The following is a 23,938-nucleotide window of genomic DNA, read 5'->3' on the forward strand; positions in this document are numbered from 1 at the left end:
ATGTTCCCCCATAGTTGTGCAAACGTTTGTGCAACTTCTTAAAAATAACGCCAACCTCATCCATCTAAAGATAAAGTAAGCGCTTTTATTTCCTGAAGCTAGTGTACAACAAGATTGATTGTTATTAAATGATGATATTCTATCGAAATCTGCCAAATTCACAAAGTAACCGTTTACATTTTCAACCAATCACTTGTTATCTTCGTTTTCCTTTAATTATCATTTTCATATAGCTCAAATTGTTTCGATTTTTATTCTCTTCTAGCAAAACTCATCTCCACCTGCGTGCAAACGTTTGTTCATTCGCTAATTCTCGACAGTCTGCCCTAAAAAGAAAATGGCGAACGAGGTGCCCCTCATTCGCCATTCATCCTATTTATTGAACGAAATACGCGATTATCGTCGCGATTTCCGCTCTTGTGATCGCATTCTTAGGTCGTAGTGTACCGTCTTCATAGCCTTTGATAATACCTGCTTCAACGAGAGCAGTCAACGCTTCTCTCGCCCAAGGCGAGACGCCTTCCAAGTCGGCAATCTTCGTACCATCGGTTGATGGTGCAGGAAGACGATCCTTCACTGCGCGATATAGAATGACGAATGCTTCCTCTCTCGTCATTTGCTGCCTTGGCCTGAAGCTGCCATCCTCGAAGCCGTTCACGATACCCGCTTCTGTCAAAGCTTGTACATATGAGCCGTACCAAGCATTGGCAACCGTATCGGTGAACGATAACGATGGGCTTGTTGGTGCTGCCAAACCAAGTAAACGGAACATGACCGCCGCATATTCGGCACGGGTCATGCGCGCATCCGGCTTGAAGCTGCCATCCGGATAACCGCTTAATATCTTTTGTCCGGACAGCTTATCAATTGCTTCACTGGCCCAATGATTTTTTGTATCCGTGAATGGTGTTTGCGGTTGCGACGGTTCAGTAGGATCCGTCGGATCTACCGGAATTTCCGGCTCTGTCGGCTCTTCGGGTTCTGACGGTATTTCCGTCTCCCCATTGCCGCTATTCGGGAGATCGCCTACGGCGAAGCCCCAAATATCCGAAAGCGTATAACCGCTGTTCGCGTCTTCGGCAGCTACATACCATTCATAGTAGCGATTCTCTTTCAAGCCGCTCCATGTAACGGCGGCTTCAGAGCCGCTTGCTGCATTTTGAACAGTACCGATCTTCTGATCCGTATACACTTTGACGCCAAAATAGTCCGTCGCTACCCGTTTGTTCATCTCTCTGAGATCAAGGTCCATATCGAACTCATCCTTGCCTGGATACTCAGTCGGATCATAGTAGTTATAGTCGTCCAAGTAAGGCGAATACGTCTTCATATGGATTTGGTTGTTCTTTAGATCGAACTGCATCAAGCGGATATATCCGAGACCGCCCATCTCTGCGCCTTGATAGTCGGCCAACATTTGATACACTTTGCGGTCCGGCGTTCCGTCCCCGTTATCGTCGATCTCGTCTACGAGCGTCTCGGCGTCATGGTAATGGCCGGAGAGCGTAGCGATGACATTCGGATTCGGTACGACGACGCGCTCGTAGATTTTATCCGCAATCGGTGCGCGGTTGTTCGATACGAGCATGTATTCATGGAAGGCCAAGATCGCCTTCCGATCCGGATACGCAGCGACAGCATCGTTGACCCATTGAATCTCGTCGTCGCCGATATTCCAGCCCATATACACGATGATGAAATCGACGCCGCCAGCGGAAATCAGGTCGTAATGGCCGCGGTTATTTTGATACGAGCCGCCGTAGTGCGGTTCATCCTTAAAGCGGTCTTCCCCGTAATGCTTCCAATAGTAGCTGTAATCCCCGGTTTGATGCGACACGTCATGGTTACCGGCAAGAACGCCGTAAGGCATGTTCGCATCCTCGAGCACTTTCATGCTTTTGTTCGCTTCCGTCCATTGATAAGCCTGATCGGCATCGTCAACAATGTCGCCCGTATGAATGACATATTTGATGTTCATCTCGTCTTGGTTGTCGACGATCCAATTAACGTTGCCCTCATAAATCTCCGGATAGCTCTCGGAATAATATTGCGTATCCGACATCCATACGAACGAGAAATCATATTCGTCCTGCGTAACCGGCAGCTCATCCTGCACCATCGCGTGAATGACGCCGCCAGCGTTGTAATCGCCGGCCTTCACTTGCGCGCTAAGCGTAAAGTCTTCTTCGCCAGCTATTTTATAATCCAGCAGCGCCCATTTGCCTGCCTTCTGATCCCATGCATAAAGGCTGACTTTGCGCCCCTCCAGCGACTTGCCGCTCCACTCGATATCGACGCGATCGCTCGCCTTCACCGACGAATCCAGCTTCATGTCGAAGCGATGATACGGGAACTGGTTAACGGAATCGTTGACGAGATACTCGCCATCGGCTTTCGCAATCTTCGCATAATCTTCCGTTGAGAACAGCTGCTCCCCGCCTGGTTGTAGCTGCTTCGGCGGCTCTGTATCGGAAGCGCCAGAATAAGCCGTGAAGCCCTGTTTGCTCAGTGCATCAAAGTTAAAACCTTTATAGAACGTCAGCTTAAGCATATCGCCCATCGGATCGGTTGCCCTTACCGTCAGGTTAACGCGATTCGCCGTCAGGCTGGAACCGTTCAGCGGCGCGATAAGCTCCGGCTTATCCGGATTTTCATTCGGCACGTTGAACGTAATCGTACGCTCGCTGGTGTTGCCTGCTTGATCTGTCGCTTTGACGGTTAGCGTATGCCCTCCGCTCGTCAGATTGCCGGAAGATGTCTCGTACGGAAGCTCGATCGCTTCTCCGTCAAGAGCAGCCGTTACAGACTTGACGCCAGCCAGTGCATCGCTCACAACAGCATCAATAGTCAGTCGGCCGCGGTACGTCTCGCCGTCTTGCAGCGAAGGCGTAATCGTAGGAGCCGTGTTGTCGACCGTTACTTCAGCAGATACGCTGCTTGCCCCGCCGGCGGATACCGCTACCGTATGTTTACCGTCGGTTAACTTTGCCGTATCCCAAGCGAGCGCTTTGGAGCGAAGCATGTCTTCTTCAAGCGTCAAGTTGAACTCGATCGCCGGGAATTTGCCCGCGCTGTCGCCCATCTTGATATCCTTGGACTTATCGGCATACAACGAATCATAGATGACTGTGCCGTCCGACAGAACCAGCCGCACATTGCGCACCTTGAAGTCGTCCTTGTTCTCCTCCGGACGGTTATCGAATGGTCCGGTCTTCGTTCCAGCTCGGATAGCGATCTTATTGTCGCCTAGCTTCAGCCTGTCGCTGGCGATTAGATAATTAAGCGTCGTATAGGTGTTGATCGGATCCATGAACGTATAGAGGATCTCCTCACCCATCGTAACCGCGTTTTTAAAATAATAATTGACCTCGGCCGCTTCGAAGGCAAAGTACGCGTCATGCTCAAGCGCACGGTACGTGTCGCCTTGGATGGCTTCGTCCACGGTAAGCGTCAGCGCGTCCGCATCCTCGCTCTCGGAAGTCGCTTTCAGCTCGAATATGCCGGAAACGAGCTTGCCGTCCTTTGCATTCAAGCGCAGCTCCGAACGATCGGATCCGCCCGTAATGCTGACGCGCACAGGAGCAGATTGTTCCGTATGGGTACCATCGGAAGCCTCGAAGTAATATTCGACGTAGGCTTTGCCTACCATTTCCGGCGAAGCTACGGTGAAGTGGAACATTTTATCATCGTAATCCTCGTACAAGTAATGCTTCGTATAACCTGCATCGGCGTTCGTTTTCACATACACCGCCACTGTCCGAACTTCACGGTCGTCTTGCACGTCGGCGACGAGCTTAAGCGACTCGGACTCTGCGATTTCCGTTAATCCTGTCACATCTTCGATATTCGGCTCGCTCGTATCCGCACCCAATTGGATCGGTTCGGCAGGCTTCTGCAGCTCTTCTAGTGAACCTGGCGTAGCCGCCTTCGTGCCTACGCTATATTTGAACGATTCGACCGATCCGTTCCTCGGGTAAGCGTAATAAATGCCTTTGCTGTCCGTCGTTTCGCCAGGCAGCGCCCCGTCATAATAGACCGCCGATACCTCCTTATGCGTATTCGTCCCAATGACAACGCCACGTCTGGACCCGTTCGCCATCCCGTCGGATTTCACTTTAAAGAGCGACTCGCCTTCCACAAGGTTTACGCCGAACTGACTGTTGAAGTCCGCTTCCGTTAACGCGGTATTGGCGCTGTTAATGACCCAGAACACGACGGAGTTCTCTGCCGGAATCATAATATCCTCGCGATCCGTTGGCCAGATGACGTCCGCCGAAGGGCCGGAGTCGGTGTACCGGTAGTAAAGCTTATAATCTTGGAAGTTGATATCTTCCGTCGTATTGTTGTAAATCTCGATAAACTCGTAGCCGTCCGCGCTTCCTACGTTCACACTGTTCGGCAGCAGCTCCGTTATGAGAAGCGGAGGTACTTTGTTCGCGTTAAATGCAGGGAAGCCGGTGACCGGCAGCTCGTAATGCTCCGATTCAACCGTGTTGAGGCTGTCCTTTGCTTGCACGTAATAGACGAGCTTGGATTCGACTTGTGCCGCCCTAGGAATAGAAGCCTTGTATACGCCGCCGCCAGCTGTCGTCATTGAGGCAGCCGTATAATATTGCTGCGATTCCGACTTGTAGAACAGCGTAGCCGTTACTGCATCGTCCTGCTGGCCTTGGTCCGTCTCCGGATTGGCAATCGAGACCGATACCGCTGAGTCGCTGCCAAGTTGAGCGCCTGCCGAAGGCGTATGCGTAATAACCGGCGGCATATTGACGATCTCCGTAGTGACGGCTACTTCGTATACTTCAGAAATAACAGATGGATCGCCTGATTGGTCCTGTCCTTCGATATAGTAGGAAAGAACGCTGCTATCAGCGAATACGTCATGAGGAATGCTTCCTGTCAAGGCGTAGTCTGTGCCGCTAACCTTCTTCACTACGGTTTCGTTCAGCTTCGCGTAGTCCGACTGCTCGTCCGTCTTATAGTACACCGATGCCGTTACGGTTCCGATATATTCGGACAGCTCAGCCGTGATTGCATAGTCGCCAAGCCCCGTCTCTTCGGCAGGTGTATGAGAGATGGATAGTGTCGATTCGAATGTCCCCGAAGGCTCGGCAGGCACTTGCTCCGCTTCGGCGAGACCAGGAGTTGCATCTCTTGAACCCGGATTCTTCATCATTCGCATCTGAACCGATCCATCGATCGGATATTTGTACAGAATGCCTTTGTTCTTCACTGTCTGTGCATCATTCTCGTAGGATGCCATCGAGATGATTGCGCCACCTGCGTCCTTGATTAAGATGTCGCGAGGCGAGGAATTGTGGAGCCCTCCGCCGCCGTTCAAGCGGAACAAGGACACTCCTTCAACTAAGCTTGTCCCATAGTTAGTGTTAAAATTAGCCTCAGTTAACGAGGGGTTCGCGGCATTCATAATCCAGAACGCCACTGATTGACGTGCCGGAATGACGATATCGCCATCGGCATCCGTAGCATTCCAAGGTGTATCTGTTCCGCCATTGCGATAGACGATGGAATAATTGCCGTCAAAATCAATGTTCTCATCGGTATTGTTATAAACTTCAATGAATTCATAGGCGTCTGTTGCAATGGTAGGAGATATGTTTTCGCTATCAGGCACTACCTCTGTAATCAACAGCTTCGGTATTGAATCGTACGGTACGGATACCGCGCCTGCCGGAGCAGGGATCAAACCAAACGTCATGCTGCCCAGCAGCAGCATTGCCATTCTTTTTCTAAACTTGTTCAAAACGTAAAGCACCTCTTCCATTCTTTTTCTAGGTTAGTTCGCACGTAGGCTCAGTAGAGCATTTTACAGACCTTATGTATGAGAGGCGTTAACGTTCTATGAAAAGTTTGTAAATCGATTTATAATAACGACTAGAAAGTGATTAGGAGGATTATAGGGTATGGGGTATGTTTCCGAGGTATCGAGGCAATTGTACGACTATTCTCCCGCTTTAACGAAAAAAGAAGATTTCGACCAATTTTGGTCGGACACCCTCCGTCAGGCAAAATCGGTACCGCTTCAAGCCGCAAAACAGCAGATCGATTATCCGAGCCCGCTTGTCAGCGTGTACGATATTTCCTATTGCGGGATGGACGAGACGAGGATTAACGGTTGGTTTATCGTGCCTTCGTTCTTGGGTAAGGACAACTATCCATGCATCATTCATTATCATGGCTTCACCGGCAGCCGCGGCACGCCATCAAACTTTATGCACTGGATAACGATGGGCTTCGCCGTTCTCTCGATCGATGTCCGCGACCAAGGCGGCAGCACGGGCGACAGCGCCGTCTATACGAGCGGACATATGACGAACGTGATCTGCAAAGGCGTACATAACAAAGACGAATATTATTTCCGTCACGCCTACATGGACTGCTTGAAGGCGATCGACTTTGCTTGTCAGCAACCGGAAGTGGATCCGGCTCGGATCGTCATCGAAGGCGGCAGCCAAGGCGGCGCGCTCGGCATGGCGGTATGCGCGCTGGACGATAGACCGGTTCTGGCGCTCGTCGACGTGCCAAGCAACAGCAATATCGTAAGCCGCGTCGAAGGCAATCACGGCGCATTCGCGAGCGTTACCGATTATTTGAAGAGACACCCGGAGCAAACCGATCTCGTATTCGATAACCTGAGCTATTTTGACACGATGAATATGGCGGACCGGATTAAATGCCGCGTCTTCGCCTCGGCAGCACTGAAGGACGAAATATGTCCTGCACTAATGTACTTTGCCACTTATAACCGAATTACTAGCGAGAAAGAAATCGTCCTATATCCTTTTAACGGTCACGAGGGCGGCGGTTCAGGTCATTTGGAGAAAAAGCTGGCGTTCGTTCGAGAGCATTATTCGGAGTGGTTCGAATAGGAAGAAATTCCCTCTATTTGATAAAAGTTGACCGAGAGAGCCGCAATAACAGGAGAAATTCCAGTTATTTCGTTCAATAAATAAAAAATAGAGGCAGGCAAGGACATCTACTGCTAGAGTCCTTGCCTGTCTCTTCTGTTATTTATCCAACAAGCCTGCTGCTTGCAGCATATTGTATATCACGACTGTGCCTTGCGCCCGGTTAGCCGCTGCCGTCGGAGCAAAGTTGCCGTTCGGCTGTCCTTGCACGATACCGTGCTTGACCGCATAACCTATTGCCTTTTTCGCCCACGGTGCAATGTTGTCCTTGTCTGTGAATGAGGCCAACAGCTGCGTCGTTTCCTCATCCGACAGCTCAACTGCCGCACCTGTAAGCTTCAGCGCATTATAGACAATGGTTATGAGCTCCTGACGGTTCACCTTTTGGTTTGGTCTGAACGAACCGTCGGTGAATCCGCTTATGATGCCGAGGTTGTTTGCCGTCGCAATCGCTTTGCCATACCACTGCTCTGCCGTTACGTCGGTGAAGCTTGGCGACTGGCTGGATGCAGAGGAAGCTTCCTGTATGCCCAGCGCTCTTAAGATCAATGTCGCGAACTGTGCCCGGTTCAGCTCTCCCAATGGCTGGAACAGCTCTTCCGTCATACCGTTTACGATAAATTTGTTGCTAAGAGCTCCGATCGCATTCGCTGCATAAGGAGCTGCCGTTGCGTCCGTGAATGTATTGGTATGATGAATCACCGTAAACACGGCATCGCCCTTCAGATGGATAACAGCAGTCTGATTGACGCCGAACAACGTTGGCAACGGATACGATACCGCACCGCTCGAATCAAGCGCTACGCCCATATGTTCACGACCGATTAGATTTCCGGAAGCATTCGATACAGGCAACAAAAGTTGCACATAACCACGCTTGAACACGACCGGCTTACTATGGCCTGATTTCGTTATAGCCGTTAGTCCGAATTGTACAGTTGGAGCTTCGATTGGCTGTACATTTTCACCTGTGCCTGACGGAACGAGGGTTTCCTTGGACAAACGAATCCGGATCGAAGCAACATCTCCGTCCAATTCTCGCAATAGATCAGCAAGCTTAAACTTCATTGTGCCGAAGCCCGTCCGCAGCTCAATAACGGAATTGGGATTCGTTAATGCCAGCTGGATCAGCGACTGCGGAAGACCGAGGTCGATCCAATTGCTGTTCGCGTCGAAACGCAATACGATGGAATCCGGAGCGTCTTCGCTGCCTAGCAGTTGCTCCACGCCCGCCTCGCTAATGTCAACTTTAACTCCGCCTTCGCCAGCTGTAACTATAGCATCCTTCAGAAGACCTTGCGCCGCTTCATCCTCCTGACCGTCAACTGCAACGTTAATCGGTGGAGCAGCTTCCGGTTCCGTCACTGCCTCTTCAGGTCCGCTAATATTGCCGCTTGAGCCTGAACGGCTTACGGACAACTTATATTCCCGCTTCACCCCATCCTCGGACGTTACCTCAACCAAGATCTTTTTTGATGTGCCAGCCGCGATGGAGATGGCAGCCGAGGCCTCACCGCTATCGACAACAACGCCGTTAACGGTAATCTGAGCATCCTCATCAAAGGCCTGCGGCGTTAACGTGAACTTGCTGTCGCCCGCGCCAAGCGTAATCGAATACGCCTGCGTACCCGATTCGAATGGCGTATTCCATGACCCTTTCGAAGATGTTAATCCAACTAGACGGTTAGCCGTAAAAGCAAACTTGTTCAGCGTGCTGCCATAAAAGTCGGTTGCGTAGACGTCACCGTTGCCGTCTACGCCAACTTTGCCCAAACCATAGAAGGGTCCTTCGTCCGTCTCCCAGATCACATCCACCAACGACCCTTCGGGACTGAATTTGAGTATGGATTCAACGCTTGAATCCGCCACATACACATTTCCCGCTTCGTCCACGTCAATATCATCAATAGAGCCTATACCCAATTCACCCTCAAGCCAATCCGCCGACACCTGTTCCCCTTCGAATGAAAAAATTTGAATAACATTGGAGGTAGACGCATACACAAGCTCTCTTTCATTGTCTACGGCAATAGAAGTCGGGTTGAAATAATAGGAATCTACTGCAATCCCCTCGAATTCGCGAAGCTCATTCCCGCTTGGATCCAGCACGAGAACTCTATGACCTACATTGTCCGCAACGTATACGTTGTTATTGCTGTCTATTTCGATATCTCTTGGATCGTTAAGCGAATTATAGAATGGAAGCAATTCACCGCTAGAAGCGTCGTATTTATAAATATAGCTATAATCCGAGATATATACGTTGCTATCGGAATCCACGGCAACTCCCGTAGGATAGAAATTGTTCCCCCCGCCCTGGGCTTGAACAAAGTTCAGGGCGGAATCAAACTTCTGCACCCGCCGATTGCCAATGTCGGCTACATAAACAAAGCCGTCCTTGTCGATAGCGACATGGTCTGGATAATAGAACTTGCCAAGCTCGTCGCCGAAGTTTCCCCAGCTATCGAGGGACTCTAGCTCGGCATTGAATTGTTGAATACGGGCATTATAGCTGTCGACGACATATACAAGTCCATCGCTCGATACGGCAACTCCCCTTGGGCTGTCAAATTGGCCGCTCGCTATTCCTTCCGAACCGACCGCAATGCTTTCCCAATCCTCACCGAAACGAATAAGCTGATCCCCATCCTCGTCGGTCACATACAGATGAGCATCTCCATCGATCGCTATATTTTTGATAGAATCGATCTCGACTGTACTGCCTTCCTGCCCGTTCTCCCACTCGTCGACTAACATACCGTCCATATTGATGACGAGAATACGGCAGTTGCTCTCTGCTATGTATAATTGTCCCTCATTGCCAAAGACGATATCCTTCGGCGATTCAAAGCTTTGCGCCCCATCCGAGCCGAAATAACTGCTTGTGAATTGAATTCGATTAGGCTCATCCGCCTCTTCATCAAGGAGCACCCAAATACGGTTCAATGAAGCATCCGTCAGCAGAACGTCGCCGCTTTCATCATGCACGGCAATCCCGCTTATGCTGTCGAACTCTGCCGCGCCGTCCCATTCATTCTCTATAGTGAAATTGTAATCCTCGTCGACAGAAACTTTCTGCACCACTTTGTTGTCGTACACGACATACAAATACCCGTCTGTGCTGATCGTAACTAACTTGGGATTCGCATCCCCAACCCAATCCCATTGCGCAAGCTCCTGCCCCGCTGGATCAAACACACGAATCTGCTCGTTGCCGGAATCGGCAACGAATACCGTACCTTCTTCGTCCACGGCAACGTCAGTCGCCCCATTAAAGTAATTATTGGACTCCGGCGCCCTCCGCTCAAATACGTAATCATTGTTCCCGCCGGCGGCGTTTACCGTTCCAGACGTCCCCGCTAACACGGTTGAGCCGACCACTGCTGCGGCAAGCATAAGCTTCCCAAGACTTTGTACCATTGTTTTGCTTACGTATGATCTCACAATAACCACTTCCCTTTCGTTACAACTCTATTAGGTGGGTATAAGAATACCTCGAAAAAAGTCGAAAAACGATTAACAAAAGTTAATCATCTATCGATTTTCAAATAAAAAGTCCTTTATAATAGAAAGAAATTAGAAGTCTGTCGAATGTTGCGGAGGAGCTATGATTCCAACAGCTGGATACATCCTGTTAAAAACGAAAACAACGCCGCCCGTCCTCAAAAGCGGGCTTATCTCGCGTGAACGGCTGATTACCGGCATGAACCGCAGCATGCAAGACCGGCTAACGGCGGTATGCGCCCCTGCCGGATACGGCAAGACGACGCTGCTGAGCCAGTGGATTAGCCAATGCGATTATTCCATAGCTTGGGTCGCGCTGGATGAATACGACAACGATACGATACGTTTTTGGCGATATGTGACTCAGTCATTAATTGAAGCGGCAGATGCCGACCAAGCGGAACGGCTAACACAGCTGCTGCTTCATCTGCCGAATCTGTCTATAACGATGTTTATCGATGTGCTTGTCAATGAGCTGTTCCTTGCCCATGAGCCGCTTGCGCTCGTCTGGGATGACTACCAGTTCATTCACCTTGAGGATATACATACGAGCGTCGTCTACTTCATCGACCGGCTGCCTAAGCATGTCCATGTGCTTCTCGCCAGCCGCAGCGAACTGCCGTTCCCAGTCGCCAAGTGGGCGTCGCGCGGTGAGCATACCGAGGTCGATGCCCGTCAATTGCAATTTTCGCTGGATGAGTCCGAGTCCTATTATGCAACGAGCACCGCTGTAGCGTTGACAAGACTGCATGTGGAATCGCTGCATCAGCGAACGGAAGGTTGGATTACCGCCTTGCAGCTCATATCGATCTCGCTTGAAGGTGCCTCAGTTATCGAATCGATTATCGACAGCTTCTCAGGCGAGCATCGTATGATTGGCAATTATTTGTTCCAAGAGGTGCTTGCTCGTCTTCCCGAACCCGTTGCTCAGTTTCTATACAGGACGTCAATGCTGACTCGAATGGATGCCGAGCTATGCGACGCTTTAGCTGGAGCGTTCGGCGGCAGGAAGATGCTCGAAGAGCTGAAAGCCCGCAACCTGTTTGTCGTTCCGCTCGATGAGAATAACGTTTGGTTCCGTTATCATCACTTGTTCGCGGAATTTCTTCAGAACCAATCGAAGAAACTTAACATGGACAATTGGCTCGCCCATAACCGTAATGCAAGCGCAAGCTTCGCAGCGCGAGGTTTCATGGAGGAAGCAATCGATTATGCAATAGCTTCAGGCGATTTCCTGCTGACGGAACAACTGCTGGAGAAGCAAGCGCCGATTATGCTGCAGAAAGGCGAGTTCGCTACGCTGGCTAGGTGGTTCGACAGCTTTCCAGCCGAATCCGAGCGTCGTACGCCCGAGATGGGTTTGCTGAATGCTTTCATACTGATCGTAACAGGACAAGCACTGCGCGCTGAAGCGATGATGGGCCGCATTGAGAGCCAATTCGCTAACGTAGAAGCTGGTGAACGCCGTGGCCAGCTGCATAGCGGCTTGCTGTTCGTAAAGTCCAATCTGCTCTTCACGAGCGGATTGTTCGAGCAGTGGCTATCCTTCGCCAAGACAGATTCGATGCTGATGCTGCCGCAGGACTCGATCTACTACAATTTCAATTACAATTTATCGGAGCCGCTCGTCAGACGCACCTCCTTCGGCATGAAAGGCGTCCTTACCGCTGATACGGAAAGTATCGCCCACATATTCACCGGCCTGCTCGCAGCCCACAACTGGAACGAATCGCTTATTAACCTTTATGTCATGCAGTCGTTATGCGAAGGTTATTACGAATGGAATCGACTTGATCGTGCAACAGCGCTTATCCCCGCCATCGACCGCGCAGCCCGCGCCAAGAGAACGCTCGGCCTGTTCATTCCTAATCGAATTACGCAGTCGTATATCCATATGGCTGAAGAAGATCCGGAGCTCGCTCACCACACGATCGACGAAGCGTTGCAGTTATCCAGCAACTGGACGGGCTTCGATATGCACTGGCGCCATACCTTAATCGCTTGCAAAATCCGCCTGTACTTGAGTGAAGGCAAGCTTGCATCGGCGAAGAAGGAATTGCCGGGGCTAGGTGTCGCGCCTAACGATCGTCCGCTATTCAGCAGCTTTTACAAATATATGACCTACGTCCGCGTGCTTGCTGCCCAGCGCAAGGAGCTAGACGCGCTGCGATTGCTTCGCTTGCTGAGACCGCAGGCAGAACGAGAGGCTTGTTTAGTCAGCCTTGTCGAAATATCCATACTGACAGCGTGCATCGAAGAGCAGCGCGGACAACGGGCCAAAGCGCTCCACTCGCTCCATGCGGCGCTTGTTATGACAGCGCCGTTCGGATATATGCGCAGCTATCTCGATGAAGGCGACAAGCTCGCCTCCTTGATCCGCGCCTACGCGAAGCAGCGGGCGGCGAATAAGCTGGAGCCTGCGCTCATAACCGGGGTATCGGACGAGTATATGGCCGCGTTGTTGGAAGCTTTCTCAGCGAAGTCTCAGGAGCAGGATGCTGCATCCGCTCTGTCCGAGCCGCTAAGCCGCGGCGAGCTTCAGCTTCTGCTGCTGCTTCGGAGAGGGGCCTCCAATAAGCAGATTGCCGCCGCTCTCACTCTCTCCGAGGGAACGGTTAAGGTGTACCTCTCCCGTATTTACGGCAAGCTTGGCATATCCTCAAGAACACAAGCTCTGCTCGCCGTACAAGACCTCCAATTGCTAGTCGAAGAATAAGAAATTATTTCCTTAACTCGCTTCAAGAGGCGCAACCAATGCGCCTCTTGACTCGTTTATGGAAGTAACTGGACTTACTTGATTGCTGCTATTGGTTGCTATATAAGAGGAGGGTCATAAAGATGCGAAGAAAAGGCTTAATAGCTGCGTTGCTCGCCATTCTGCTACTGATCTCGCCGGGAGGCGCAGGATTATGGAGCGGCAAAGCTGCAGCACAGGCGGAGATTGCCATTAAAGTGAACGGAGTCCCTCTAAGCTTGTCGACGGCTGCATTCATTGAGAACGGCAGCGTGCTCGTCCCGCTTCGGGAGATCGCCGAGTCGCTAGGAGCTAAGGTTGGTTACGGGACGAGCGAGAACGGAGCAAAGGAAGCAACGCTTAAGCGGGGTGAACGGTCGGCAGCATTAACGATTGGCTCGACAACGATGGTTGCGAATGGCAAATCGGTTAAGCTTGCCGTTGCCCCCCGTCTGCTGGGCAAGGTAACGATCGTACCGCTTCGCGCGCTATCGGAAGCGCTCGGAACTGTCGTTGCGTGGGACGCTCGGAACAAGCTCGTTACGATTAACGAGCCCGAAGAGCTTCCGGTTATCGGAACAGCGGCGAAGCTGAAGGAGATTATGCAGTCCGTCTCCCCGAACGACAACATTTATTACTTGGAAGGTGGAGCACTAGAAGATTCCAAGGATTCAGCGCAGGCGGACGGAGGCTCGGCCGCCCCTCAGGCAGAGGGAAGTGGAAGCGGCGACTATTCGCAGACGAACGTGCAAGTCGCAGGCGTCGATGAGGCCGATTATGCCAAGACTGACGGACGGTACATTTATCAGATCAGCGGCTCGCAGGTGCTTGTCATATCCATCGCCGACCCGGCTAAGCCTAAGCTGGTTACACAGCTTGACTATACTTCCGAAAATGGCTTTGTTCCGCAGGAACTATATGCGGACGGTAAGAGACTCGTCGTCATAGGCGGGCAGAGTACGTATGGATACTATTTGTATGATAAAGGTCTTGTCGACACAGCTGAACCCGTGGCCCAAGCGAGCAATGAGGCTATTGATACCACAGATTCATCTTCGTTAGTCGACAAGAGAGCGATTATGCCTTCTATTCCTACTCGCAGCCTCGTCAAAACATTCGTTTACGAGATGAATGATTCCGGCATGCCAAAGCAAGTGAGAAGGATTGAACAAGAAGGCAGCTATGTCGACTCTCGCAAAGTCGGCAGCTCGCTATATGTCGTAAGCAATAAATTCAGTTATTATTACCCGGTACTCGATGACGGCAATACCGTCAGTCCTGAGGCCGTTCAATCCTTCGAGCCTGTATACGGAGACTCCGCGATTTCCGATAAGCAGCTGTCGCTGCCGTTATCAGACATTCGTTATTTCCCTGGTTCGCAGGACAGCAGCATGCTTCTCATCGGCTCGCTCGATTTGGATCAACCCGAGCAGAAGCTGCAGCTATCGGCTTATCTTGGGGCTGGCCAGACGGTATACGCTTCGGAGAAGCATCTCTATGTCACGACTACGAAGTATGTACAACAATCTGGCAATTCGGGCACGGAGCAGACGCAAATTTATAAGTTCCGCTTGGATCAAGGCCATATTGTCTATATCGGTAACGGTTCAGTACCTGGCACCTTGCTTAACCAGTATTCCATGGATGAGCATAACGGTTATTTCCGAGTCGCCGTCACGAAAGGAAATATGTGGTCTAGCGGCGCTGACACGGCAACGAACAATCTGTATGTGCTGGATGAGAATTTGACGATAGCCGGCAAGCTGGAAGGACTCGCTCCCGGAGAGCGTATCTATTCCGTTCGCTTCATGGGCAATCGCGCCTATATGGTGACGTTCCGCAACGTCGATCCGCTCTTCGCTATCGACCTGCGCAATCCAGCTAAACCTGTCGTGCTCGGCCAGTTGAAAATACCGGGCTACAGCAATTATTTGCACCCGTACGACGAGAATCATCTGATCGGCTTCGGCAAGGAGACCGTTCTCGTATCAACCGGCGAAGGTATGAGTCCGGATTCAGCGACCGCCTTCTACCAAGGGATGAAGATCGCCATGTTCGACGTTACCAACGTCAATAAGCCTATCGAGCAGTTCAAGGAAATCATTGGCGATCGCGGTACAGACTCCGAGCTGCTGAGCGACCATAAGGCGTTGCTATTTGCCAAGGATAAAGGGCTTATGGCTTTCCCGGTACAGCTTCATGAGATTAAGAACAAAGAAAATCTTGCGCCAGGCCAGTTCCCGGCTTATGGCGAGTTCACTTATCAAGGCGCGTACGTGTATAAGGTTGACTTGAAGCAAGGGTTCACCCTTCGCGGAACGATCACGCATCTGTCCGATGAGGATTTGCTCAAGAGCGGTCAATACGGCTTCGATTATAGCAAAGCGGTCAAACGCATCCTTTATGCAGGCGACACCCTTTACACGTTGTCGGACAGCATGCTGAAGGCGAACAACCTTGACAGCTTGAAGGAGCGCGGAAGCTTAACCTATCCGAAGTCAGCCTATCCGGATACGGCTTATCCGGGCGGCCCGGAGACATTGCCGATGCCGATGGCTGTCGAATAAGAGAAGGCCGGAATCGCGCTTGCAGCGGTTCCGGCCTTTTTAATAGGAGCTATATTGGATTTCTGCGCTAGCTTTGACAGCTTGCCTTATCCCAGGCCTCCCCCCGCTCACTATTCCTTAGAAACAAGCATGTCTGATTAATCCGATCATGCTCTCCTAACGAAAATATGACTCTGTGGATCTGCTCCTTCCCATCAATCAAGTAAGTGACATCGACTCTTCCGCTGCATGCGCATCCGTCATCATAATCAACCTCAAGTCCATTGTATGAGACGGCGTAGAAGCCCTCATCCTTCAAATCCTGTATTTGGCTCCGCCATCCTTCCTGTGCCGTAGAAGCTATCTGATCGGAAGATGCGACGATGGACAGCTGTTTGGAAGCCTCGACAAACTCCCCTGCCACAAGCTGATCGAAGAACTGCTTAGCCGATCTTTCCGCATTGGCCACCTCGATACGAATTAAGAGTTGATAGGTAAGCAGAAACATGAGATACGCTGCAACTAGATACACACCAATTTTCATAATTATCTTCACCGACTGCCCTCCCTTCTCCGTTTAATTATTGGCTCATATCAACGCTTGCACACTAGCAATAATCGTAATACGAAATGCTCTTTTTCTAGTCCATTTCATGATAACCGCCCCCTTAGCTGAATACCTTTATTCTATAATCCTTATTTTAACAGTTGACGAGCCCGATAGGGAAAATGTTGCTGATGTCCTACTACGGGGGCACTGCCCTTTTACTAGCTTTTTTTGGTATGATAGAAGCAATACTCAGTACCGTTAAGGAGGACTGCCTTATGTCAGATCATGATGATCGCGACGAGCTTGCGGGCCGCAGGCGCAATAAGCTGAAAGTAATCCATTTCGATAAGAACGGCAAAGATTTGATAGAATCAGAGAAACCGAATGAATCATTCGAGGATGTCGCCGGATTGGACGAGGTCAAGAAGAAGATTCGGATGAACTTTATTCTGCCGCTCAAGCAGCCGGAGCTGTTCGCCGCATATGGCCGTGAAGCGGGTGGGAGCCTCCTGCTGTACGGACCACCGGGCTGCGGCAAAACCTTTCTGGCAAGAGCGGTTGCAGGGGAGATCGATGCGAATTTCCTTCATATTGAGCTGCAAGCGATATTGGGCATGTACGTCGGTCAAAGCGAGAACAACCTGCATGACCTGTTCGAGAAGGCTAGAGAGAGCAAACCTTGCGTTATTTTCATCGATGAGCTCGATGCGCTTGGCGGCAGCCGCAACCAGATGCGCCAGCATCATGACCGGATGCTCGTCAATCAACTGCTGCTAGAGCTCGACGGGCTCCGCACATTCAATGATCAAGTATTCGTAATCGGAGCAACGAATACGCCGTGGTATTTGGACTCGGCGCTGCGCAGGCCGGGCAGGTTCAACCATCTTATCTTCGTACCACCGCCCGAGGAACAAGAGCGCGAGGCTATCTTGAAGCTGAAGCTGGCAGGCAAGCCGTTATCCGCGCTGGAACTGTCCAAGATTGCCCGCGAGACGAAACATTTCTCCGGGGCCGATCTGGAGCAGATCGTGAAGGATGCCGTCGAGGCCGCTATGGAGCGTATGCTGCAATCCGGCGAGCTGGAGCCTATTACACAGGACGATATGAAGAAGTCCGCCAAGGGGCGCAAAGCGACGACGCTCGATTGGTTCGCCACCGCCAAAAACTATGCCACCTTTAGCGATGTGAACGGAGACTATCAGATTGTGCTCGACTACATGAAGGCAACGGGATTGAAGTAATATACGACTTCTCTATTTAGCGAGGGACTAAGGTTATGATATACAAGGAAACAACCGAGCTGCGATACCGAAAAGTACAACAGCTGCTAGAGTGGAAACGGTACAAGGAAGCCATCAACGAGGCGCATGAACTGATTCGCGAGGAGCCGGAGGATGCGTACGCATTCGCGTTGCTCGGACTGATCCATACGCATGCCGAGGATTACCCGCAGGCGCTTCATTGGTCCGCCGAAGCGATTAGGCGCGAGCCCGAGAATGAGCTCGCCTGGTTCGTCCGCGTGAACGCCTACTATGATTCCAGCAACTTCAAGGCGACGGCAGAGGCGCTTCAGGAGGCGCAGCGGATCGATCCCTACCAGCCGCACTATTATTTCATTTCTGCCAACCTGAGCCTGAAGAAAGGCAGCTTTCCCGAAGCGAAGGAGCACGTCGAGGGAGCTTTGGAGCTGTCTCCGGAAAATCCGCTCTATATCGCCATGTTAAGCTATGTGGAGGCGCTTCTTGGCAGGCACGATGTGTCGAGGTCACTGGCTAGGTCTTCATTGCGGCTCGAAGTGGAATCGCAAATGAACTACTTAATGCTGGCGTGGGCAGCCGACAGGCGCGGTGATCATGAGGATTACCTGCATATGCTGAAGCAAGCGATCCATCTCGATCCCGACGATAAGCAAATCCGCGAGGAATATATTGCGGGACTGCAGAAGAGCTACCGGCTGTACCGCATCCTGCTTGCGCCATTTAAGCTGATCAAGCGAATGAAGCCATGGCAGATTCTCGTGACGTGGATGGTTGCTTGGCTGTTGTTCCGCCCGCTCGTCATCGTATTTCTCGTACTCTATGTTTTGATACATTGGTCAACGAAGCTGCTTGTTCATGTGAAGCTCTTCGGCTGGTCATTCCGAAGACGATAAAACAAAGGGGAGTCGCGAACGGTCGCCAATGCACCGTTCGCGGACTCCCCTTTCCCGCTTATTCCGCGTATATGCTTAGAATCTCGAATGGCTTAAAGTCCAATTGAACGGCGCCTTCTTGAATGTCCAGCTTATACAGCTTCTCTTCGAGCAGATTAATAACGAACGCTTCGGTCGTTCCTTGCGGCAAGCCGAGCGTAACCCGCTCGCGTGCGCCAGCTGATTCATACAGACGGTATACCGTTCCGTCGGCCCGTTCCGCCTTCTTAATCGTATCTAGCAGCACATGCTCGCTTTCGAAGCGAACGATTGACCGGCTCGCCGGCAATAGACCATTGTCTGCAACCGCATTGCCAACCTCAGCAATGCGCACCGGATGGTTAAGCTCAGCCGCACGGCGTACGACCCCGGCAAATCGCCAATCTTGTTCATGAGGCAGCAGCGAATACGTAAATTCATGCTCCCCAATATCGGCTGTAACATCAGGCCAGCGCGGCGATCTCAGCAGCGATAGTCGCATCGTCGTTCCTTTGATGTCGTACCCGTATTTGCAATCGTTCAGCAGGCTGATGCCATATCCGCCCTCGGACAAGTCGGCCCAGCGATGGCCGCACACCTCGTATTGCGCCTGCTCCCAGCTCGTATTCGTATGCGTCGGCCGCTCAAGCGCGCCGAACGGAATTTCATAGGTAGCCTTGCTGGCGACAATATCGACTGGAAAAGCGACTTTCAGCAGCCTATGCTCCTCTTTCCAATCCACCTTCGTCCGGAAATCGACTCGCTTCGAGTCGTGATACAAGATCATATCCTGCTCCACTGTGGAGCTTCCCAGCTCCCATTTAAAGCGAAGCACGTCATGCGTCTTCCCTTGCAATACGACTTCCCTGGCGATCAGACGAGCCGACGATGAGCGCTGCGAATCGAAGCGTGGATCGATGTCCCATGCATCCCAATTCAGCGGCTTGTCGAAGAACAATTGCAACTCATTAGCTTTCGCCCCAGCCGCGATTAGCTCGCGTCCAGCCTTCTTGTCGAGCCAGCGTACAATCTCGCCCGCTTCGTTGAATACGATGCGGTAATAATCGGTCTCCCATGTGTCTCCGAATGTCAGGTCCGCCGTGTCAGCAACCGCGGATAACAAAGTTTCAGGCTCGCGAAGCCATACAGTTGTATAACCGAAAGCAGGGATCTTCGCTTGGATGCTGAATGCGACCTTGCCTGTCTCTTCCGTAGACTCTGCAACATCGAATACGAGCGGCTCGCCATCCGCATCGTATGCCGCATAGTGGCGGTATTGCTCATTGACTTGGACGGATACGACCTCATTTCGCTCCCACCCTAAGCTGTTGAACAGCACATAAGGCAGTCCCTCGCCTTGCAATGCAACTGCCGAAGCGAGCGAGCGAAGCGAATGCTCCAGCCCCTCTTCGCCAAGTCGGAATACTTCCCCGTATTCGGAAGTCGAAGTCTCGTACGTCTCCGGAATCGCCGTGCCCGGAATAATGTCATGGAACTGGTTCAGCAAGATCAGCTTCCAGCCCTGCTCCAGCTTCTCCAAGGCAGCGGCGGTCTCTTCCTCGCCGATTCCAGCCGATTGTTCAGCCAGTCTGCCCCATATTTCCGCGTCGCGATACAGTACTTCGGCTTTGCGGTTATTCCGCTTATTGCGCGCATGCGTCGTATACGTTCCCCGGTGCAGCTCCAGATATAGATCGCCATGCCAGTCCGGCAGCGATTGCTTGCGTTCCTCAACCCCGGCGAAGAAATCCGCCGCCGTGCTGAAGATGCTGACCGGCAGATCCACCATCATCGAGGAACGCTCGACGAGCTCCACCATCTCGCGCGTCACGCCGCCTCCTCCGTCGCCATGTCCATACGGCAGCATGAGCTCGTCCATCTTATCCTTGTGACGGAACGATTGCCAATAGTCGTTGATGTTCTTCGGCTTCGTATGATCATTCAGACTGTGACTCAAGTAAGAGACGACCGAGGTGCCGTCGATGCCAACCCAGTGGAACAGATCGTACGGGAAGGCGTTCGTATCGTTCCACTTCAGCTTTGTCGTCATGAAGTAGTCGACGCCAGCCAGCTTCAATAATTGAGGCAGCGAAGCGCAGTAGCCGAACGTATCCGGCAGCCACTCGATGTTCGATGTCCGTCCGAACTCTTCCTTATAGAATAGCTGTCCGTGAAGAATCTGCCGAACGAGCGATTCGCCGCTCGGAATGTTCAGATCCGGCTCTACCCACATCCCGCCGACGAGCTCCCAGCGCTCTTCCGCTACCCGCTGCTTCACCTGCTCGTACAGCTCCGGATAATGCTCTTTGGCGAAGGCATAAAGCAGCGGCTGACTTTGCGTATAGACGAAGTCCGGATATTCTTTCATAAGCGTATTCATCGTTGAGAACGTACGGCTCACTTTGCGTACGGTTTCCCGAACAGGCCACAGCCAGGCGATATCGATATGAGACTGGCCAACCATATGCATCGTACCGTTCGTTTCCGGCGAAGATGCGAATACGGCTGCGGCTGCGGCGAGCTTCAATTCCAGCCCGCCTGCCCACTCCGCACCGCCATGTCCGGCATCCAACTGCCGCTCGGCTTCATCCATAACCTCATGCAGAGCGTCCAGCAGCTTTAGCCGCTTCCGATCATTCTCGGGAAGCAACGAGATCGATTCGAACAACGCCTGCGCGCTATACAGCAAGCTTTGGACAGGCTTGTTGACAAGTGCGAGCTTAAGCCGCAAATAAGGCATCGGCGGATTGATCGTCGCCTGTGCATTAAGCGGGTCAACTGGCTCGGGAATCGGGTCGAACAGCTCGATCTCAACGAGCGGAGACTCACCTACACCATCTAGATGAAGCGGGACGAACGTATGATTTCGGTCGAGGCCATGGTAAGGAACGCCGTCCAGACGGAGCATGCCTTCGCCCCCTCCGCCTCCATCTACGATAAGACCGAATGGAGATCCTCTCCAAGCCGCAGGAATTGCGAGCTGCTTCCGCAGAAAATACGTAATGCCTTGCTTGCTGTTCAGCGGCTCGAGCGGCTGGAGGACATAATCCTCCGTATCGTACTCATAGACGCCGGGCAATACGTAACGAGCCTTGCGAAGCTCCCATTCCGGGAGCTCGACGACCTCTTGCCATTGCAGGCTTGCGAGTTTCTTCAAAAAACGATTTATTCGATACATGCCGGTACCTCGCTTCGTACGTTAAGATGAGTGCTGATATAATCCTCGCTGTTCGCTCCAACCATTACGATAAACTCTCCGTCCTCTACAACAGGCTGGAGATCCGTTCCGATGAGCTGCAGATGCTCGCTCGTCAGCTTGAAGCTTACCGTCTGCGTCTCTCCCGGCTGCAGGAGCACTTTGCGGAAGCCCTTCAGTTCCTTGCCGGGGCGTGTTACGGAGCTTACTTTGTCCGTCACATACAGCTGCACGACCTCTGCGCCTGCCATGCGCCCGGTATTCGTTACGTCGACCGACACAACGGTCTCGCCGTCCGGCCGAATAACAGCCTCCGACAAGCGCAATCCGTCATAGCGGAAGTCTGTATAGCTGAGTCCGTAGCCGAACGGATATTGTGCCTTGTTGTCCATCTCCAAGTACCGCTTGCCGCGGCTTCGCTTCGCGTTGTAATATACCGGAAGCTGTCCGACGTCCTTCGGTACCGATACCGTCAGACGGCCCGACGGATTGGCGTCGCCGAATAAAATATCGGCAAGCGCGTTGCCGCCTTCCTGCCCCGGATACCATGCCTCGACGATTGCATGGACATGCTCGTCGATCCACGGCTCGGTAATCGGCCGTCCGTTCATGTAGACGACAACAACCGGCTTGCCCAGCTTATGCACCTCTTGGATAAGCTCCAGCTGGACGCCCATCAGCGACAAGCCGGCGCGATCGATGCCTTCGCCGCACTCCATGTCGCTCCAAGCATGCTCCGTTACGACTGACGCTCCCGTGCGCAGATCGATCGTGCCTTCGCCGAAGTCTCGCGCGCTGGAGCCGCCGACCGCCATAATAATAACATCGGCCTGCTCCGCGCATGCGAGAGCGTGCTCGAACCCTTCGCGCGAGTCGCCCTTGATTCGGCTGCCGAGCGCATACAGCAACTGCTCGTCCGCGCTCTCTCCGAGCTTGGCGCGAATGCCGTCCAACAGCGTTACGACCTGACTTCGCTGCTGCGGCGACGTGTAATCGCCCAATTGGTTGTACATATGATTCGCGTTAGGACCGATGACCGCTATTTTCCGTGTCCCCTTGCTAAGCGGAAGCGTCTGCGCCTCGTTCTTCAAAAGAATGATGCTTTCCTCAGCCACTTGCCTTGCCAGCTGCACATGCGCCTCGCATCCGATCACTTCAGCCGCTAGCGCTGGATCCACATACGGATTCTCGAACAAACCTAACTTAAACTTCATTTCCAGCACGCGCTTAACAGCCGTATCCAGTACCGCCGTATCCAGCGCTCCCTTATCGATAGCAGCATGCAGATGCTTGCCGAACATCTCGCCCGACATCTCCATATCGATGCCGGCCTTCAGCGCCAGCACCGCTGCTGCTTCCCCGTCCTCGGCGACGTCATGGCCCCAAGCGAGCATATTGATCGCTCCGCAATCGGTAATGACAAAGCCGTCGAAGCCCCACTGCTCGCGCAGTAAATCTTGCAGCAAATACGGGCTGGAGGTGCACGGCACGCCATCTATCTCGTTGTACGCAGTCATTACCGACTGCGCGCCGGCTTCGATTGCCTTGCGGAACGGCAGCAGATCCGATTCATGCAACTCGCGCATTCCCATATGGACAGGCCCCGCATTCCGTCCTCCTTCGGAGCTTCCGTATGCTACGAAATGCTTAAGCGTCGCAATGACGCTGTCCTGCGCATCCAAGCGTTCACCCTGCAGTCCTTCCACGGCCGCAACGGCCAGCTCGCCAATCAAATAAGGATCCTCGGCGAAACATTCCTCCGTGCGTCCCCAGCGCGGATCGCGCACGACGTCGAGAACGGGCGAATAAGTTGCCGCCCCTCCTTGGCTTCGCGTCTCCAGAGCGATCGCCTTGCACATCTCGCGATAAAGCTCTACGTTCCAAGTGCTGCCTACATTCAGCGGTACCGGAAAGACGGTCGCTCCGATCGCCATATGGCCGTGCGAGCATTCCTCGCCAAACAAGATCGGAATGCCAAGCCTGGAGTTCTCGATGACATAACGCTGAATGGCGTTAACTGCTCGTGCTCCCTCTTCCGGAGACAAACCGTTCTCAAGCGTCACCTCGGTCCAAGGATCCGCGCGAAGCACGCCGTACAGCGAGCCGATCCCCCCGTCTCTCACCTGACGGCTGAATTCCTCCGTCAGTACCGCCTCGCCATTTTCCTTCGTATATGTTTTCCAGCCGAACGGTTGCAGCAGCTGGCCAATTTTCTCATCCAATGTCATTTCCGCAAGCAGCAACGCCGCGCGATCCGCGGCCGGCAGCGATGAATCCTTATAGCCCATCTATGATTTCCCCTCTCTGAT

General features: G+C 52.4%; 10 protein-coding genes. 5 read left to right on the forward strand and 5 right to left on the reverse strand.

The features are described from left to right. Positions 1–376: 376 nt before the first annotated feature. Entirely contained in the window at positions 377–5,743 is a 5,367-nt protein-coding gene (locus V8F51_RS14675; protein ID WP_337101025.1) for an S-layer homology domain-containing protein, read from the reverse strand. A gap of 181 nt (positions 5,744–5,924) precedes the next feature. Here V8F51_RS14675 and V8F51_RS14680 point away from each other — a divergent pair, with 181 nt between their 5' ends. Continuing rightward, complete coding sequence (locus V8F51_RS14680; RefSeq protein WP_337101026.1) at positions 5,925–6,890, forward strand: acetylxylan esterase; 966 nt, start codon at positions 5,925–5,927, stop codon at positions 6,888–6,890. Between the two features lie 138 nt (positions 6,891–7,028). On the opposite strand, the gene V8F51_RS14685 is transcribed toward V8F51_RS14680, so the two are convergent. Further along, positions 7,029–10,373, reverse strand: coding sequence for an S-layer homology domain-containing protein (locus V8F51_RS14685; protein ID WP_337101027.1), 3,345 nt, complete (start codon positions 10,371–10,373; stop codon positions 7,029–7,031). 163 nt (positions 10,374–10,536) lie between these two features. Between V8F51_RS14685 and V8F51_RS14690 the strand changes: the two genes are divergently transcribed. Further along, positions 10,537–13,149 (forward strand): LuxR C-terminal-related transcriptional regulator, encoded by a 2,613-nt coding sequence (locus V8F51_RS14690; protein WP_337101028.1) that lies wholly within the window; start codon positions 10,537–10,539, stop codon positions 13,147–13,149. 122 nt (positions 13,150–13,271) lie between these two features. Then, a complete protein-coding gene (locus V8F51_RS14695; RefSeq protein ID WP_337101029.1) occupies positions 13,272–15,734 on the forward strand; it encodes a beta-propeller domain-containing protein in 2,463 nt (820 codons plus the stop codon). A gap of 67 nt (positions 15,735–15,801) precedes the next feature. On the opposite strand, the gene V8F51_RS14700 is transcribed toward V8F51_RS14695, so the two are convergent. Beyond that, positions 15,802–16,269, reverse strand: a complete 468-nt coding sequence (locus tag V8F51_RS14700) for a hypothetical protein (RefSeq protein WP_337101030.1) — start codon at positions 16,267–16,269, stop codon at positions 15,802–15,804. Between the two features lie 269 nt (positions 16,270–16,538). Here V8F51_RS14700 and V8F51_RS14705 point away from each other — a divergent pair, with 269 nt between their 5' ends. Together V8F51_RS14705 and V8F51_RS14710 are read left to right on the forward strand one after the other, a co-directional pair. Then, complete coding sequence (locus V8F51_RS14705) at positions 16,539–17,504, forward strand: ATP-binding protein (RefSeq protein ID WP_337101031.1); 966 nt, start codon at positions 16,539–16,541, stop codon at positions 17,502–17,504. 35 nt (positions 17,505–17,539) lie between these two features. Beyond that, positions 17,540–18,415, forward strand: a complete 876-nt coding sequence (locus V8F51_RS14710) for a tetratricopeptide repeat protein (RefSeq protein ID WP_337101032.1) — start codon at positions 17,540–17,542, stop codon at positions 18,413–18,415. A 58-nt stretch (positions 18,416–18,473) separates the two neighbouring features. Here the strand turns inward: V8F51_RS14710 and V8F51_RS14715 are convergent, their stop codons facing one another. Both V8F51_RS14715 and V8F51_RS14720 read right to left on the reverse strand, forming a co-directional pair. Then, a complete protein-coding gene (locus V8F51_RS14715; RefSeq protein ID WP_337101033.1) occupies positions 18,474–21,611 on the reverse strand; it encodes an alpha-mannosidase in 3,138 nt (1,045 codons plus the stop codon). Then, entirely contained in the window at positions 21,599–23,917 is a 2,319-nt protein-coding gene (locus V8F51_RS14720; RefSeq protein ID WP_337101034.1) for a glycoside hydrolase family 3 N-terminal domain-containing protein, read from the reverse strand. Before V8F51_RS14720 ends, V8F51_RS14715 begins: the two co-directional genes overlap by 13 nt. Positions 23,918–23,938: the final 21 nt, after the last annotated feature.

The organism is Paenibacillus sp. YIM B09110, from assembly GCF_037167145.1.
Taxonomy (GTDB): domain Bacteria; phylum Bacillota; class Bacilli; order Paenibacillales; family Paenibacillaceae; genus Pristimantibacillus.

Coding starts and splice junctions, on each gene's coding strand:
- V8F51_RS14675 (WP_337101025.1), bottom strand. CDS start 5,743: ATGGCAATGCTGCTGCTGGGCAGCATGACGTTTGGTTTGATCCCTGCT.
- V8F51_RS14680 (WP_337101026.1), top strand. CDS start 5,925: ATGGGGTATGTTTCCGAGGTATCGAGGCAATTGTACGACTATTCTCCC.
- V8F51_RS14690 (WP_337101028.1), top strand. CDS start 10,537: ATGATTCCAACAGCTGGATACATCCTGTTAAAAACGAAAACAACGCCG.
- V8F51_RS14695 (WP_337101029.1), top strand. CDS start 13,272: ATGCGAAGAAAAGGCTTAATAGCTGCGTTGCTCGCCATTCTGCTACTG.
- V8F51_RS14705 (WP_337101031.1), top strand. CDS start 16,539: ATGTCAGATCATGATGATCGCGACGAGCTTGCGGGCCGCAGGCGCAAT.
- V8F51_RS14710 (WP_337101032.1), top strand. CDS start 17,540: ATGATATACAAGGAAACAACCGAGCTGCGATACCGAAAAGTACAACAG.
- V8F51_RS14715 (WP_337101033.1), bottom strand. CDS start 21,611: ATGTATCGAATAAATCGTTTTTTGAAGAAACTCGCAAGCCTGCAATGG.
- V8F51_RS14720 (WP_337101034.1), bottom strand. CDS start 23,917: ATGGGCTATAAGGATTCATCGCTGCCGGCCGCGGATCGCGCGGCGTTG.